This window comes from Kangiella taiwanensis (assembly GCF_020005165.1).
GTDB lineage: Bacteria > Pseudomonadota > Gammaproteobacteria > Enterobacterales > Kangiellaceae > Kangiella > Kangiella taiwanensis.
Genome location: NZ_JAHCLT010000002.1, coordinates 475,503 through 490,722, shown reverse-complemented (window position 1 = coordinate 490,722; position 15,220 = coordinate 475,503). Strand labels below are relative to the sequence as shown.

Genomic DNA, 15,220 nt, shown 5'->3' with positions numbered 1-15,220 from the left:
AATGTGAGACTGTTATTGTTTACTAAATGTGAAGGAAATTAGTTTACAAATAAGGTTGCTTTTATAAGATAAATAACGATAATAGCCATTTAGACGTCTAAACATCTTTTTTTTTTGATGTTGTATTGGATTTTGAAAGAGCCTACGGGCTCTTTCTCTTTGAGAATTAAGCTGAGGATGTAAAAATGGCACAGTCACACTTATTAGGATTACCGCGTATTGGTGCAAAACGCGAACTGAAATTTGCACTGGAAAAGTACTGGAGAGGCGAGATTTCGCAAGAAGAGTTACAACAGGTTGCTCGCTCTATTCGTCAACAAAACTGGTCTTCTGCTTTAGATAAAGGTATTGATTGGTTAACGGTAGGCGACTTTTCATTCTATGATCAGGTTTTGGATACCTCTATTTTACTGGGTGTCACTCCTGAGCGCTTCGAAGACGGGCAGGCGGATAATCTCTTAGATAACTACTTCCGCATTGCGCGTGGTTCAGCCCCGCAAGGTTCTCAGGTTCAGCCGAGCGAAATGACCAAGTGGTTTAACACTAACTATCACTATATTGTTCCTGAGTTTACCCAAGACCAACGGTTCTCGTTGAACTTGGATCTCCTTCTACCACAGATTGAGCAGGCTAAAGAGTTGTCTAGCAAGGTTAAGGTGCAGCTAATAGGCCCAGTAACTTACTTGTGGTTAGGCAAGTCACGTGAGCAAGTTGACTTTGACAAGTTAAGTCTATTGCCACAGTTAGTAAAAACTTATCAACAGCTGTTGAACAATTTGGAACAACAAGGCATCGAGTGGGTACAAATTGAAGAGCCTATTTTAGCCTTAGACTTAGATGATGTTTGGTTGAATGCGATAACCCAAGCCTACACTGAACTTGGCACTGATGCTGGCCTCAAGCTGTTACTAACAACTTACTTCGGGCACGTCACGGATAAGTTGGATCGTATTGCTGAATTACCACTGGACGGCTTACATCTTGACGTAGTGAGCGGTGGTGTTGAGCAGTTAGCCGAAGTGGCACATAACTGGCCTAAGTCGAAAGTGTTATCCGTGGGCATCGTCAATGGCCGCAATGTTTGGCGCAATGATCTAAAAAGCAGTGTAAATACTTTGCTACAAAGTAAAGAGCGTTATGGTGACAACCTTTGGGTGTCGAGCAGTTGCTCACTGCTACACAGCCCAGTGGATCTAAATAGTGAACAAAAACTCGATAATGAATTACAGTCTTGGCTGGCATTTGCTGAGCAAAAAGTGCAAGAAATTGCTGATCTGAGTAAAGCCTTAACGCAAGGACAGGAAGCTATCAAGGAATCACTAAAGGTGAGTGATGAGGCTGTTGCTTCGAAAAAAGCATCGTCGCGTGTCCACAATTCAGATGTCCAAGAATGTGTCTCAGCGATTAGCGATGCACAGCGCCAGCGTCAGTCAGAGTTTGCACTGAGAAAAGTAGCCCAGCGCGAACACTTCCAGTTCCCGCCACTCGCGACGACGACCATTGGCTCGTTCCCACAAACAGATTCGATTCGACAAGCTCGTCGTGCTTTTAAAGCGCAAGATATTGATGAACAGCAGTACACACAAGCTATTCAGAAAGAAATTCAACAAGCCATCCACGAGCAAGAAGCTATCGGCTTAGATGTCTTAGTGCATGGAGAAGCTGAGCGTAACGACATGGTCGAGTATTTTGGTGAGCAGCTAAACGGATTTGCTTTTACACAGTTTGGCTGGGTGCAAAGCTACGGCAGTCGCTGTGTGAAACCGCCAATTATTTACGGTGATGTATCGCGTAAACAAGCGATTACCGTTGAGTGGTCTAAATATGCGCAGTCGCTGTCTGAGAAGAAGGTAAAGGGCATGTTAACAGGGCCAACCACGATTCTAGCTTGGTCGTTTGAGCGCGAGGATTTACCAGCACCACAAATCGCCGATCAGATTGCGTTAGCGCTGCGTGATGAGGTCTTGGACTTAGAAAAAAATGGTATCGATGTCATTCAGATCGATGAACCCGCTTTCAGAGAATTGCTACCTCTACGTAAAAGCGAACAGCCACAATATCTTGAGTGGTCAGTAAATGCCTTTAGGTTGTCTGCAGCGGGTGTTGCTGATACCACGCAAATCCATACTCACATGTGTTATTCCGAGTTTAACGAAATCATTGATTCAATCGCACGCTTGGATGCTGACGTGATTACGATTGAGTCGTCGCGTTCGGATATGGAGCTGCTTCAAACTTTTAATGACTTCAAATATCCAAATGAAATTGGCCCTGGCGTTTATGATATTCATTCGCCACGAATTCCAACTAAGGAAGAAGTCAGTGATTTGATCGAGCAGGCGGCGAAACATATCCCTGTTGATCAGTTGTGGGTCAACCCCGACTGTGGTCTAAAAACACGAAACTGGGATCAAGTGCGTCCTGCTCTGAAAAATCTTGTGGATGCTGCTGTTGAGGCACGTCAGAAGTTATCGGCTTAATTTCGGGGAATACTTATTGGCAAAAAAAAGCCAGAGCGTTTGCTCTGGCTTTTTTACTGTTCGGTTCTAAACGAAGTTAGAACTACCAGATTTTAACGCGCTTTTCTGGCGCTAAGTACATCTCATCCGTCGGCTCAACGTTAAACGCTTCGTAGAATTCAGGCATGTTACGTACTGTACCGTTTGCACGGAATTCGCTTGGCGAGTGTGGATCCGTGTCAATGCGCTTACGAAGTTCCGCATCACGATATTTACGACGCCATACTTGTGCCCAACCGTAGAATACACGCTGGTCTCCAGTCATACCATCGATGACAGGAGCTTTTTCACCGTCTTTAGAGATTTGGTAAGCTTTATAAGCGATGGTTAAACCACCTAAGTCACCAATGTTCTCACCTTGGGTGAATTCACCGTTAACGTGGACACCGTCAAGAACCGTGAAGTTATTGTACTGCGCTACTAGCTTATCCGTACGCTTCTCGAATTCTTTAAGATCGTCTTCAGTCCACCAGTTACGAAGTTTTCCGTCCCCGTCGTACTGAGCACCTGAGTCATCAAAACCGTGGCCCATTTCGTGACCGATAACCGCACCGATACCACCATAGTTCACCGCATCATCAGCCTCCATATTAAAGAATGGAGGTTGAAGGATTGCCGCAGGGAACACGATCTCGTTCATCACTGGGTTGTAATAAGCGTTAACCGTTTGCGGTGTCATGAACCATTCTGTGCGGTCGATAGGCTGACCTAACTTTTCACGGTTTTTCTTAACTTGCATTAAAGCTGCACGTTTCATGTTGCCATAAAGATCGTCATCTTTAATCACTAGGTCAGAGTAATCTTTCCACTTGTCTGGATAACCGATTTTAGGCGTGAATTTGCTCAGCTTATCAAGCGCTTGCTTCTTAGTATCTTCACTCATCCACTCGAGCTCTTTAATACCTTGAGCGTATGCGCGTCGTAGGTTTTCGACTAATTCAACCATGCGCTCTTTGGCTTCAGGCTTGAAGTGCTTCTTAACGTAGATTTTGCCTACGACTTCGCCGAGTGTGCCGTTAATCACATTAACACCACGTTTCCAGCGAGGTTCTTGCTCTTCAACACCACTCAATACGCCCTGATAGAAGCGGAAGTTTTCTTTATCCATGGCTTCGTTCAAGAAGCTAGCACTATTCGTAATCACGTGCCATTTGAAGTAAGTTTTCCAATCTTCAAGCGGGACGTCTTTAAACATATCGTTTAACGCAGCAAAGTAGTCAGGCTGACCGATAATCACATTATCAATGTCGCTCAACATAGCGTCTTTTTGCCAACGATCCCAATCAAGGTTAGACAAGGTGTTTTGTAAATCAGCGAAGCTCATTTTATTGTAACGAGCCACAGGGTTACGTAACTTTTCTTTTGGCCAGTGCTTCTGTGCGATAGCCGTTTCAAGCCCCATAACGGTAGTGGCTTTTTCTTCGCCGCCTTCAACGCCTGCAAGCTCAAACATTTTCGCGATGTGCTCAACGTACTGATCACGAACCTTTTGACTCTTCTCGTCTTCTTTTAGGTAAGAGTCACGGCTTGGTAGGCCTAAACCGCTTTGGTTCATTTGCGTGATATAGTTATCAGGCTCTTTCGCGTCGACATACACGTAAGTGCTGAATGGTGATGTTGATACCATTTGCGCATACGCGAGGTACTCAGACAAATCCGATAGATTTTCGATTGAGTCAATGCGCTCTAGTTCTGGCTTAAGAGGTGAAGTACCAAGTTCTTCAAGCTTATCGGTGTTCATGTAGCTCTCGAACAAATCACCAACTTGCTGCTCTTCAGTGCCGTCTTCGGCTTTTGTTTGAGCCGCTTCTTCGATGATGGCGCGAACGTCTTTCTTCGCTTGTTCGGCTAATTTAGTAAAAGAGCCGTAATTTGATTTATCTGCAGGGATTTCAAACTCTTTAAGCCACTTGCCGTTAACGTGACGGAACAAGTCGTCTTGAGGACGTACGGACTTATCAATGTATTTAGTTTCGATCCCCGAAATGAGCTTTTGCTCAGATTGTTGTTTATCTGATGCTTCAACCGTTGCTTGCTCACTGCTTTGTGCTGTGGCAGTTTCAGTCGTTTGTTCTTCTTGAGGCTTCTCAGAATTACAAGCGGCTAAAACGGCTAAGCATACTGAGCTTATAATCAGTTTTTTCATAGTGACACCCGTTATATTTGTTAAGTTAGAGTTTTGTCAGCCAAACATACTACCAGAATTAAGGGACAGGGGAAGTGTTGCAGGTCAGCTAAACGTTACAGAATATGTCGAGTTGTATCGGCTTGTGGGGTTGGCTAGTGGAGCAAAAAAGGGGAATAGGGCGGTGGTAAGCACGCGCCCTAGTAGAGCGATTCATTCAGAGCACTAGCTTAGCTCAGGCTGTAACGTCAAAATCTTGTCCAATATCTCGCCCTCGACTGCGACTTTTTGGTTGGTGCGGTAATCAATCATCACAATTTTACAATGGCCTAGGGTAGTTACAGTCTTCTGCTTGTCACTAAAAGCTTGATACTCCATCACAAAGCCAAACTCATTAAGCTCACTGATTTTCGTACCTATATGTAAGGTGTCTGGGTATGTCACTGGACGACGGTAGCGGCAGTAAATATCGCCAAGGATTGGTCCAACAGGGGAGGTTTTGATATTTGCTTCCATGCCCATCGCCTCCATGTAAGCGATACGGGCACTCTCGAAATAACGGATGTAGCTGACGTTGTTCACATGCTGAAAAGCATCCATTTCGCCCCAAGCAACGCGTATAGGCAGGAGCACTGGAAAGTCTTGTTTAAATTGCTCAAGTGTTTCTGCAGGATTTGCTTTCATAGATTTTAATAAGATGGTTGTTAACTCATCCGACCATCTTAACAAGGATTGAATTCTAGGCGAATAGTTTTCTTCTATTGAATGCTGACGAATTAGAGTGGCGTCTCAAGAGAAGAGGACTCTCCTGAGACTGTGATGGTTAACCGATATTGACGAACTGGATGCTGTTTGAAGATGTGGCTTCTTCGTCATGTTCATCATCTTGTTGCGGCGGCGTAAAGTCAGGTGCGTCGAATAAGGTGTCGCCACCTGCTTTTTGACTTAATACGTCTTGAGATAGTCCTTGGAAGTCATAAAGTTCCGTATCTGCTAAGTGCGATGGTGCGACGTTACTCATGGCTTTGAATATGGTTTCAACACGACCAGGATACTTTCTATCCCAGTCCTGTAGCATCATCTTGATGTTCTGGCGTTGAAGGTTTTCCTGTGAACCGCATAAGTTACAAGGAATGATGGGAAATTGCTTCGCTTGAGCGAACTGAGCAATGTCTTTTTCTTTACAGTAAGCCAAAGGACGAATAACAATATGCTTGCCATCATCACTTTTTAGCTTCGGTGGCATAGATTTCATCGAGCCCCCAAAGAACATATTAAGAAACAGTGTCTCAATCATATCGTCGCGGTGATGACCCAAAGCAATTTTGGTAATACCGTTACGTTCTGCCCAACCGTAAATCACACCACGACGGAGGCGAGAGCAAAGCCCGCAGGTTGTTTTACCTTCTGGAATAACACGTTTAACAACGCTGTAGGTATCTTCTTCAATAATTTCAAAGGGAATATCAAGAGTCGAAAGGTAGTTCGGTAGAACCTCTTCTGGGAATCCCGGTTGCTTTTGATCGAGATTAACAGCAATTAACTCAAACCTTACTGGTGCACTTTTTTGAAGGTTCATCAAAATATCCAGTAAGGTGTATGAATCTTTGCCGCCAGACAAACAGACCATAACCTTATCGCCATCTTCGATCATGGAAAAGTCCATGATGGCTTTTCCGACATTTCGGCGAAGTCTTTTTTGGAGCTTGTTAAATTCGAGTTTAGAGCGTTTTTCGGTCATGGCTTTACACTGTCTTTCTCATGGGTGGGGATTATATCTAAATTCTTTGTAGGTGACTAACAAAAAGGAGGGTGTTGAGAGCTTGATGCAAATGTGCATTGCATGGGTTGTTTTTAATGCATACATGAATTGTTTTAATGTGGGCTTGAGATAAATCTCTAAAATCATGTTGTTAATCAGGGTTTTATTATGATATTTATAGTACGTGCGCATCTTGAGTCTTTTCTCAGGTATTAGATTAATTGATGGTTGGAACTTTGGGGTGGTTGTTGAAGTTTATGAATAATCGAATGTTTAAGTCGGTTTTATTGCTTGGTTTTCTCAGTTTTCTGATTTCAAGCGTTAATGCAGCAACAGTCGAATTCCAGGTTAATTGGCCACAGTGGGCCCAAGAAAACCGAATTGAGTTCTATAATACCGCGGTGGATGCCGCTGATCGTGATGGTGACGGCAATACTACTGAAATTATTAATAGCAATTTAGTCACTACGCGTTATGGCGGAGAGAACGCTATTTGTGTTCCGGGCTTCTGTACCCTGCCGGCTGTCGCTAATACATCATTCACACAAAACTATGTATTCAATAACGTTCCCTCAGGTAACTACCGAATTGTTATGTATGACGCTTTCGGTGATGGTTGGAATGGTGGTGGTAGCCTGACGGTGTTGGTGAATGGTACGAGTATTGGCACCGTAACCAATACCGGCTCTGTGGTTTCAACCAACGTCTTTGCTATCAGTGATACCCCAACAGGGACCACCGCTCAAACATGCTCAGACGCAAACCTAACCAATGCTTGGGCTAACCTAGGTTCTTCTCCGACAGCGACTGCTGGTGCGATTCCTGTCAGTATTAGCACTTCGGCCACTGGGCCAGCGGGGTGGATATTCACTGCAGATTCCATGAATACTATTAATGCATGGAGTTCTGCTGCAATACAAGGCCGACAGTCGTTAGGAGTTCTATTTGAATGGGATCCAACGCCTGGAGCCAATGGTTCAGAACCCGTTTACCAGGCGATAAACACCGATGGAACGGCTAATGATCTTGACCCAGGCGGTGTCGGCACCATGAATATTAGTTTTGGTGGGCGGACTGTTAATAACGCCATTGTCCACCTCGATCGTGTTGGGGGGATTGGAGCAGGCGTATCAAACTCCGCGCGTTTTGGGGTCAACACAGCAGGTGTCACGTTAGGTCGTTTGGCAGGAGTCAGCCACTTTAGAACGTTTACCAACAATACTTTGCAGCGAAATATGCTGGTGGTATCAGCAAATACTGAATCTTCAACTAACACAGCCAACGGTACCGCGGCAGGTTCTGTAGTCTATCAAGGAGCATACTCAACGTTGAGCTTAGGGTTGGATGGTATTGGTTTAGAGGGTGCTGGCGGTGATGGTATGGAGATGGTTGTCTGTGTACCTCAGGCTGATTTATCGCTGACAAAAACGGTCAACGACAATTCACCAAATGTCGGTGAGAATGTGACTTTTACGTTGACTGTAACCAACAATGGCCCTGACGCCACCAACAACATCCAAGTCCGAGATATTTTACCCGCGGAGTTAGACTTCGTTTCTTCTACAGCAAGCCAAGGAAGCTATAACTCAGGCTCTGGTATTTGGGCGGTAGGTACTCTTGCGAATGGCAGCTCAGCCACTCTGAATATCGTTGTGAGTGCCAATACCGCTGGTGTTATTACCAACCAAGCAGAAATTATTAATGCTGATCGAATCGATCCTGACTCGGAGTTTCGTAGTAGCTTCGCTACCGATGATTTAGGCGATGGTATTGCTGATGATGATGAAGCTTCAGTTGATATCAATGCTGGAGTTGTTGATGTTGAGGTAACGAAAACCTCACTTAACGATTTTATCCCTGGCGGATCCGATACTTATACTATCCTTGTCACTAATGCCGGTCCAAGTGATGCTACCGGACTGACAGTGAGTGATAACCTTCCCTCTGGGGTAACTTTGAGTGGAAGCTGGACTTGTACGCCATCGGCTGGCTCAAGTTGTGGTAGCGCCAGTGGAGGTTCAGCGGGAGGTACTAGCGTATCAGTGACGGTTTCGGTGGTTGCTGGGGGACAGGTAACGTTAACGGTCCCTGTCCAATACAGCGCTGATCCAACGGATTATTAAGGAGTAGATTATGATTAAAGTGATAGGATTCATGTGTTTGCTAATGTCTAGTGTGGTTGGAGCTTCCCTAACTGAAGAACCAGTAGAACGGGAAGACACCAAACTTGTATTATTACAGGCTACGTCGGTGTTGGGTGAAACTCAGGTTGGACTCGTAGTAACTTTTATTGAAACCACACTAGGGGTAAACCTCAACGAAAATGCTGCGAAAGCAGACTCAAAGGCTTATAAATATAAGTCAAATAAATGGATCACTCCTGTGCAACAGCAGCTCATTGCAGATACTCTGCCTATCAATTATGAAGTCCGCGTGACTTTTCCTATCGATACAGCAGACTTTAAGCCGAGACCAGGCGAAGGTGGTGGTAACGGTTCGCTGAAAGGATCAGGCAAAACTAAACGTAAATAACCGCTTCTACACGTCAATGCGATGCTGGAGCATACCGTTCTGCCCAGCATTCACAGACTCTTCACGCACTCTTCAATAGCATAACTTTTACTGGCAATTTAAAGGGTTAGTTATATAATTGCCTAAATTTTGTGCTGTATTTGGCACATCCTTAAAAGAGAAGCCTTAATGAGTCTAGGGGCAACAATGCAAAAACGTGCTTGTGCAATTCGTGGGAACGATAAAAAATCTATAAGAAGCAATGATTTAAACTATTCTGGCAACATTCGATTCTTTCAAGATACACTCAAAAGTGTGGCGGTGGTATCTGGGGCTGTATTTTTGTTAGCAACAACAGCTCAGGCTGAAGAGCCCTATAATGTTGATATTGACGGTACAGACGCTTGGACAGGAAGTAATGTCACGAATTTCTTGGATGTTGACAGTAGCATTTCAACAGAGGCTTCTGCCCTACAGCTGCAAGTCAATGCGACTGTTGGTAGTGCGAATGGTACAGCTGTTTACGCTGCAACAAACGCCAATGGTGATGAAGAAATTAACGTTAACATTGCGGCGCAAACGGGGCAAAGAGCTGAGATAATTTGGACATTTAGCCCGACGGTTTTTCCCTTAGGCGTTAATAACCCCTCCTTTAGCTTAAGAGATGTTGACTCAAATACGTCGGGCTTCTTGGAAAACCCTCCTGGTTCAGCCAATGAGTTCTGTGATCGTATCGAGGTCAGGGCATTCGACACCAGCGGAGCGACGGTGAACCCGAGTAACTTTTCGGTTTCTACAGTTACTGCGCCAACGACTTTTGCTGCTATACCTGCATCAGGCGGTACACCGGCAAACAGCTTTGTGATTGAAGGGAATGCAAACGACACCGCTGGTACTTCTGAGGCGTTGATCGCTTTGACAGCAAATGGCATTCGCTCAATCCGCGTGGTCTATGAGGAGTGTGAAACCGCTGATACGGATCGTCCAGGTGCGATTGGTATTGTTAATGGTTTTGGTGGTTTCTCGGTGACAACTACGGATCTAGCCGTCAGTAAGCAATGGCAAAACGCAGCAGTGGGTGACCAAGCCACTGTAACCGTTTCAGGAGGTACAGTTACCACTTTGCCATCAGTAAATTCTACAGCTAACTCTCCAAATGAAACCGACAGTGGCGTTGCGCGTGAGATTATTTCTGGAGTTGATTATACGATTTCTGAGACATTGGATGCGGGTAATACCTTCTCGTATATCAGTAGCTTATCTTGTACTGGAACAGGTGATAGTGATGTGTCAGATGGTGTTTTGACACCGACGGCCACGGACACTTCAATCGTCTGTACTTATTTAAATCGTTTACCAGAAGCGGATGTCAGTGTTACGAAAACCGATGGTGATCTGCAGTTTGAACCAGGCTCGACAGTCACTTACCAGATTGTGGTGGTCAATAATGGGCCTGAATCAGCAGATGGATTGTTGGTGACTGATACCCTACCTGTAGGGCTAACTGCTGCAACATGGACATGCACAGCAGCTTCCGGTGCAGCTTGTGCAAATGCAAGCGGTAGCGGCGATCTTGCTGAGACAGTTCCAAGCTTACCGAACGGAGGCAGTGTGACATTTAATATCACAGGGACTTTTAGTAACGATCCGAATAACTACTAAGAAATTATTGATTCAACATAAAGGCGTCTTTTTAGGCGCCTTTTTTGTTACAGAACATATCGAAAGAAGAATTTACAGGGTCGATAAATTTGGGTAAGTTGAGGGCAAGAATAAAGGACTCGAAAACTTATGCTAAACATCATATGGCTGTTCTTTTTTGTCATAGCCTTTGCGCTATCATTATTTGATTGGGTATTCGCCGGAAACCAAGCCGCATTTCCAGATCTTGTAAAGTCGTTGTTTGACATGGCGAAGCTAAGCGTCACCATTTCCATAGGCTTAATTGGAGTTTTAGCTTTTTGGTTAGGCTTGCTAAAAATTGCTGAACAAAGTGGTCTGGTTAACAAGCTTGCTCGTTTGCTGGCGCCACTCTTTCGTAAGCTCATGCCTGAAGTACCCAGTGGCCACCCTGCGCTAGGTAGCATTAGTATGAATATGGCCGCTAATATGTTGGGCTTGGATAATGCGGCAACGCCAATGGGCATTCGTGCCATGGAGCAACTTCAGGAGTTGAATCCTGTAAAAAACACGGCCTCGAATGCGCAAATTTTATTTCTCGTACTAAACACTTCTGCGGTTACGATTATACCCATCACCGTTATGTTATATCGTGCGCAAATGGGAGCGTCAGATCCAGCAGCGATTTTCCTGCCAATACTTTTAGCAACAAGCGCTTCTACCTTTGTCGGATTGTTAGCCGTATCTATAGTGCAGAAACTGTCGATATTTAATCGTGTTATTGGTTTGTATTTTCTAGTGTTTGCGTCATTAGTAGGGGGGCTAATCTGGGCTTTATTATCATTACCTGCAGAGCAAATGTCAGAAATTAGTTCTGCTGTTGGTAATTTTTTACTGATGGCGTCGATTGTGCTGATTCTATTGCACGGCTGGAAGCGAAAAGTTCCTGTTTATGAAGAGTTTGTAGAAGGTGCTAAAGAAGGTTTCAAAGTCGCAGTGACCATTATCCCTTACCTCGTTGCCATGCTCACAGCCATAGGCGCGTTAAGAGCATCAGGCGCATTGGATGCCTTTGCTTCAGGACTCAGTTGGCTCTTTGGTTCCTTAGGTTTGGATACGCGTTTTGTCGAGGCCATCCCAACGGCATTGATGAAGCCCTTCAGTGGTAGCGGCGCTAGAGCCATGATGCTAGAAACGATGGAGTCACAAGGCGTAGACTCGCTTGTCGGTTATATGGTCGCGACCATTCAAGGCAGTACAGAAACAACGTTTTATGTGCTAACCGTGTACTTTGGCGCGGTAGGCATTAAGAAAATTCGTCATGCGTTGTCTTGTGGTTTGTTGGCCGACTTAGCAGGCGTCACAGCTGCAATTATATTGAGTTATTGGTTCTTTGCCTAAGCTTGATTTGGCCAGCGTAGTTCCATCTTTGCACCTCCCAGTTTATTAGACTGAGAGATGATGAAGTCGCCTTCATGCCAAATAGCAACTTTACGGACAATATAAAGGCCTAGTCCAAAGCCTTTGTGGTTTTGCTCCTTAACGTTTTTACGACTAAAGGGCTGCATCAACTGTGATGCGTTGTCACCGACCCCAGGCCCATCGTCTTCAACAGAAAGAACACAGGTATTATCATCTAACTGGAAGTCAAGGCTGATGGTGTTTTGGGAAAAGCGCAATGCATTTGTTAAGAGATTTTGGACGGCAATAGACAATGATGCTTTATCGAAGTAGACCAAGACATCATCGCTGCGGCACTCTATCGTCGTTTTTTCTTCGTAAATAGAAAATTTATCATGAATGTCCTGCAAAAACTGTTTGATCGAGTATTCAGCACGATGAATGGTATCGGTTTCGTTTTCTACTTTGGCAAACGATAAATAGTCGCTGACCAAAGACTCGATTTCTGAAATATCACTTTGCAACCGTTCTTTCTGAGAGGGTTTGATATTGGGCGAAATGATTTCAAGCATAAATTTCATTCGTGCCAGGGGGGTGCGAATTTCATGAGAAATGGTTCTCGACAGATCTTTGTTCATCTGAATGAAATTTAAAATCTTATTCGACATGGCGTAAAAAGAATGAGCCAAAGGGTAGATATTCGAAGACTCTTTTACGGTTCGCTTCATCGGCTGTGGTTTTCGGCCAAACTCAGCAGCATCTTGTTGCAGCTTCTGTAAATCTCTAAATATTGGTCTCATCATTAGCAGTAATAAACAAGCCAAACTGCTATAGAACAACGGAATAATGTAAGGCGCTATGCTCGATTCTTTATCAACGGTATCGAAAGGCCCAAACTGAGTTAGCATGTCGGATGATGCAGCTTTTTTGTAGTAGTAAGTCTGTTTCAAGTCGTTTTCAACCGCGATTACATTTCCTTGCTCCAGAAGTGATTGAATGTCTTCTGGAAGGGCTAAACTATTGTTGTGAACTGTTCTGAACAAAGGAAGTTCAGGTTGATTGGCCGCAGCGGAGGCTGCAGAAGAGTCTGAGGCGACGGCAAACCCTTTAAAAAAATAATCAATGTCGACTTGATAACTTTGAGTGGGTTGTGAAACTGCACTGTAGATATGGTTAAATGACCAAACCAATAGCGCTGCCGCTAAAACGATGAGCGCGTAAAATCTAAAGAATTGAAATTTCATGTTTAGCGAGTCGCTTTAGTGTAGGTGAACAGATAGCCTTTTCCCCAAACGGTTCTAATAACAAGGCCTGGAATCTCAAAGCTTTCTAGTTTGCTACGTAGCCTGCTAGTTCTAGCGTCAACCGTTCTGTCTAACCCGTTATATTCACGGCCGATAATGGACTGGAATAAAAACTCGCGGGACAAGAGCTTCCCTTGGTTCTGAGCGAACACCCATAGCAATTCAAAATCTTGGCTTGTGAGGTCTAATAGCTGTTTATCGACAGTCGCGGTTTTGTTCTTTTTATCCAACACCATGTCAGAGATGGTGATCGTATCTTGCGAGACATGGGCCTGGGTTTTACGCAGGTTAGCCCGTATTCTTGCCAGTAAAACATTAGGTTCTACAGGTTTCACAATATAATCAATGGCGCCTAGCTCGAGCCCTTTGATCTGGTCTTCATCGTCACTAAGCGCTGTTAAGAAAATGATGGGGCATAAAAACTTTTCTTCCAACGTTTCTTTAAGATTAAAGCCATCAATGTCGGGTAGCATGACATCGCAGAGAATTAAATCGTAAGCAGCATTATCGTCAAGGTTATGAATATCTAGCCCTTTAGCGATATGCGTTAGTTGATATCCTTGCGCATGCAAATATTCTTGAATCAATTCGGCTAACGGTAAGTCGTCTTCTATTAGGAGTATGTGGCAATCTATGACGTCGTTCATAAAATACCTATACCATAGTGACGGCGAGCACGTTTTTTGACTGGCTGAAAGATACTCAGTGAAAAAGTATCGGAAGCAAGCACTGTATCTGTAGCCCGATCTTTTGCCACCAATTCTAAACTGGATTTGACGTTAATTGTGACATCAAGGCTGACCTGTTTAATTTCTTTGTCACACCACAAAGGCTCAGTATTTGAAACATCATAGATGCAAATGTCATGATGTTTTGTACTTGTAAATAAGATGGTAACTTTCTGCTGACAATGTTCGCCTTTTTCTTTAATCACACAAATAGAGGGGGTAATGGTGAGCTGGGTTTCTTGCTTGTTTTCAGGCTTTTTTTTGGGTTGCCATGGATTACTTTGTTTGGCAACAATTGGACTGCTCTCCAACAATACGCAGAGTAGAATGCTGTAAGATGTCAGTCCTAATTTTTTCATGATAATTAGAACGTATACTTAATCCCGAAGAAATAAGTATCGGTGTGTTGCGTATCTATGATCATACTGTCAGTGATTTCATCCGATAAAAAAGTACGTTTAAAAAGTAATTGCCATGACCAGTTATTATCGATGGCATACTCCGAGTTGAGTGAGAAAAGATAATTGGTTCCAGATGAGTTCGGCTGGTATCTAAAAAAGGGATTAACGCTCTCGAGACCTGTGGTGCCGTAATAATAATTCAGGAGTTTTTTACTTTTATGGTTTGCACCTGTACTAAGATAGAGCGACCATTGGTCAGTCAGCATGAAGTTTTTGGAAACATGAAAATCAACTTCGTAACCATAATGTACGTCAGTGATATCATGATAGTACCCAGCACGAAGAGCATAGCCTGCAATGGTGTAGTTGGCAGCAACCCCTCCTAGATACGAAATGTCGCGCTCGACATTGGGCGGAGGAGGAAGTCTTGGGTTACGTAGCGGCGGCTGAATACCTAATGCGGAAAAGACACCAAAGTCATCCAGTTTGACATAAATACCGTCTTCGTTAAGTCGACCAACAAGGTCAATATAAAAATCTTGATCCTCATAAAGGCTATACCCCATAGTCGTATTTTCTAAGAAAAAATTGTCGCCGTAGTAGCTGATTCGGGGTAGTAGGTATAGATCGTAGTCATCAACGTTGCCGATAATACTTTCAACTTGACCATAACCTAGACTGACAGAAATATGCCATTCACCAACATCTCTCTGCTCGGAATTGTCTTTATCTTCTAACTCTGTTAGCTCTGGATCTGTATCAATACTTTCGATGGTCACTTCAGCAGCTCGAGACGAAGCAACTGATACCATCAAAAGAAAAGTTAGTGTTAAAGACAAATAGTTCATT

Annotated in this window: 12 protein-coding genes; 5 read left to right on the top strand and 7 right to left on the bottom strand. The window is 44.0% G+C overall.

Translation table 11 applies throughout. The features are described 5' to 3' along the window. Positions 1 to 185: 185 nt before the first annotated feature. On the top strand, positions 186 to 2,480 hold the full coding sequence (gene metE / locus KFK88_RS07825) for a 5-methyltetrahydropteroyltriglutamate--homocysteine S-methyltransferase (RefSeq protein ID WP_223578358.1): 2,295 nt from the start codon (positions 186 to 188) through the stop codon (positions 2,478 to 2,480). A gap of 82 nt (positions 2,481 to 2,562) precedes the next feature. Here the strand turns inward: metE and KFK88_RS07820 are convergent, their stop codons facing one another. The 3 genes from KFK88_RS07820 to ttcA form a co-directional block, all read right to left on the bottom strand. Further along, positions 2,563 to 4,665 carry a M13 family metallopeptidase gene (locus KFK88_RS07820; RefSeq protein WP_223578357.1) on the bottom strand — a complete coding sequence of 701 codons (2,103 nt, stop codon included), beginning with the start codon at positions 4,663 to 4,665 and terminating at the stop codon, positions 2,563 to 2,565. 204 nt (positions 4,666 to 4,869) lie between these two features. Continuing rightward, the gene (locus tag KFK88_RS07815) at positions 4,870 to 5,328 is read right to left on the bottom strand and encodes an acyl-CoA thioesterase (protein ID WP_223578355.1); all 459 of its coding nucleotides are present in this window, start codon (positions 5,326 to 5,328) and stop codon (positions 4,870 to 4,872) included. 139 nt (positions 5,329 to 5,467) lie between these two features. Next, positions 5,468 to 6,385 carry a tRNA 2-thiocytidine(32) synthetase TtcA gene (ttcA, locus tag KFK88_RS07810; protein ID WP_223578353.1) on the bottom strand — a complete coding sequence of 306 codons (918 nt, stop codon included), beginning with the start codon at positions 6,383 to 6,385 and terminating at the stop codon, positions 5,468 to 5,470. Between the two features lie 278 nt (positions 6,386 to 6,663). On the opposite strand from ttcA, the gene KFK88_RS07805 reads away from it, so the two are divergent. The 4 genes from KFK88_RS07805 (at position 6,664) to KFK88_RS07790 (ending at position 11,938) form a co-directional block, all read left to right on the top strand. Continuing rightward, positions 6,664 to 8,529 (top strand): DUF11 domain-containing protein, encoded by a 1,866-nt coding sequence (locus tag KFK88_RS07805; protein ID WP_223578351.1) that lies wholly within the window; start codon positions 6,664 to 6,666, stop codon positions 8,527 to 8,529. Positions 8,530 to 8,539: 10 nt separating this feature from the next. Continuing rightward, on the top strand, positions 8,540 to 8,938 hold the full coding sequence (locus KFK88_RS07800) for a hypothetical protein (protein WP_223578349.1): 399 nt from the start codon (positions 8,540 to 8,542) through the stop codon (positions 8,936 to 8,938). Positions 8,939 to 9,124: 186 nt separating this feature from the next. After that, complete coding sequence (locus KFK88_RS07795; RefSeq protein WP_223578347.1) at positions 9,125 to 10,579, top strand: DUF11 domain-containing protein; 1,455 nt, start codon at positions 9,125 to 9,127, stop codon at positions 10,577 to 10,579. Between the two features lie 129 nt (positions 10,580 to 10,708). Continuing rightward, entirely contained in the window at positions 10,709 to 11,938 is a 1,230-nt protein-coding gene (locus tag KFK88_RS07790) for a nucleoside recognition domain-containing protein (protein WP_223578346.1), read from the top strand. Here the strand turns inward: KFK88_RS07790 and KFK88_RS07785 are convergent. Genes KFK88_RS07785 through KFK88_RS07770 form a run of 4 tightly spaced genes read right to left on the bottom strand, consistent with a single transcriptional unit; the run spans position 11,935 to position 15,219 of the window. Further along, positions 11,935 to 13,182 carry an ATP-binding protein gene (locus KFK88_RS07785; protein WP_223578345.1) on the bottom strand — a complete coding sequence of 416 codons (1,248 nt, stop codon included), beginning with the start codon at positions 13,180 to 13,182 and terminating at the stop codon, positions 11,935 to 11,937. The genes KFK88_RS07790 and KFK88_RS07785 overlap by 4 nt on opposite strands. 2 nt (positions 13,183 to 13,184) lie before the next feature. Then, positions 13,185 to 13,889: a response regulator transcription factor gene (locus KFK88_RS07780; protein ID WP_223578344.1), complete on the bottom strand. Its 705-nt coding sequence runs from the start codon at positions 13,887 to 13,889 to the stop codon at positions 13,185 to 13,187. Then, entirely contained in the window at positions 13,886 to 14,329 is a 444-nt protein-coding gene (locus KFK88_RS07775) for a DUF3019 domain-containing protein (protein ID WP_223578343.1), read from the bottom strand. Before KFK88_RS07775 ends, KFK88_RS07780 begins: the two co-directional genes overlap by 4 nt. A 5-nt stretch (positions 14,330 to 14,334) precedes the next feature. Next, complete coding sequence (locus KFK88_RS07770) at positions 14,335 to 15,219, bottom strand: MipA/OmpV family protein (protein ID WP_223578342.1); 885 nt, start codon at positions 15,217 to 15,219, stop codon at positions 14,335 to 14,337. Between the last annotated feature and the right edge of the window lies 1 nt (position 15,220).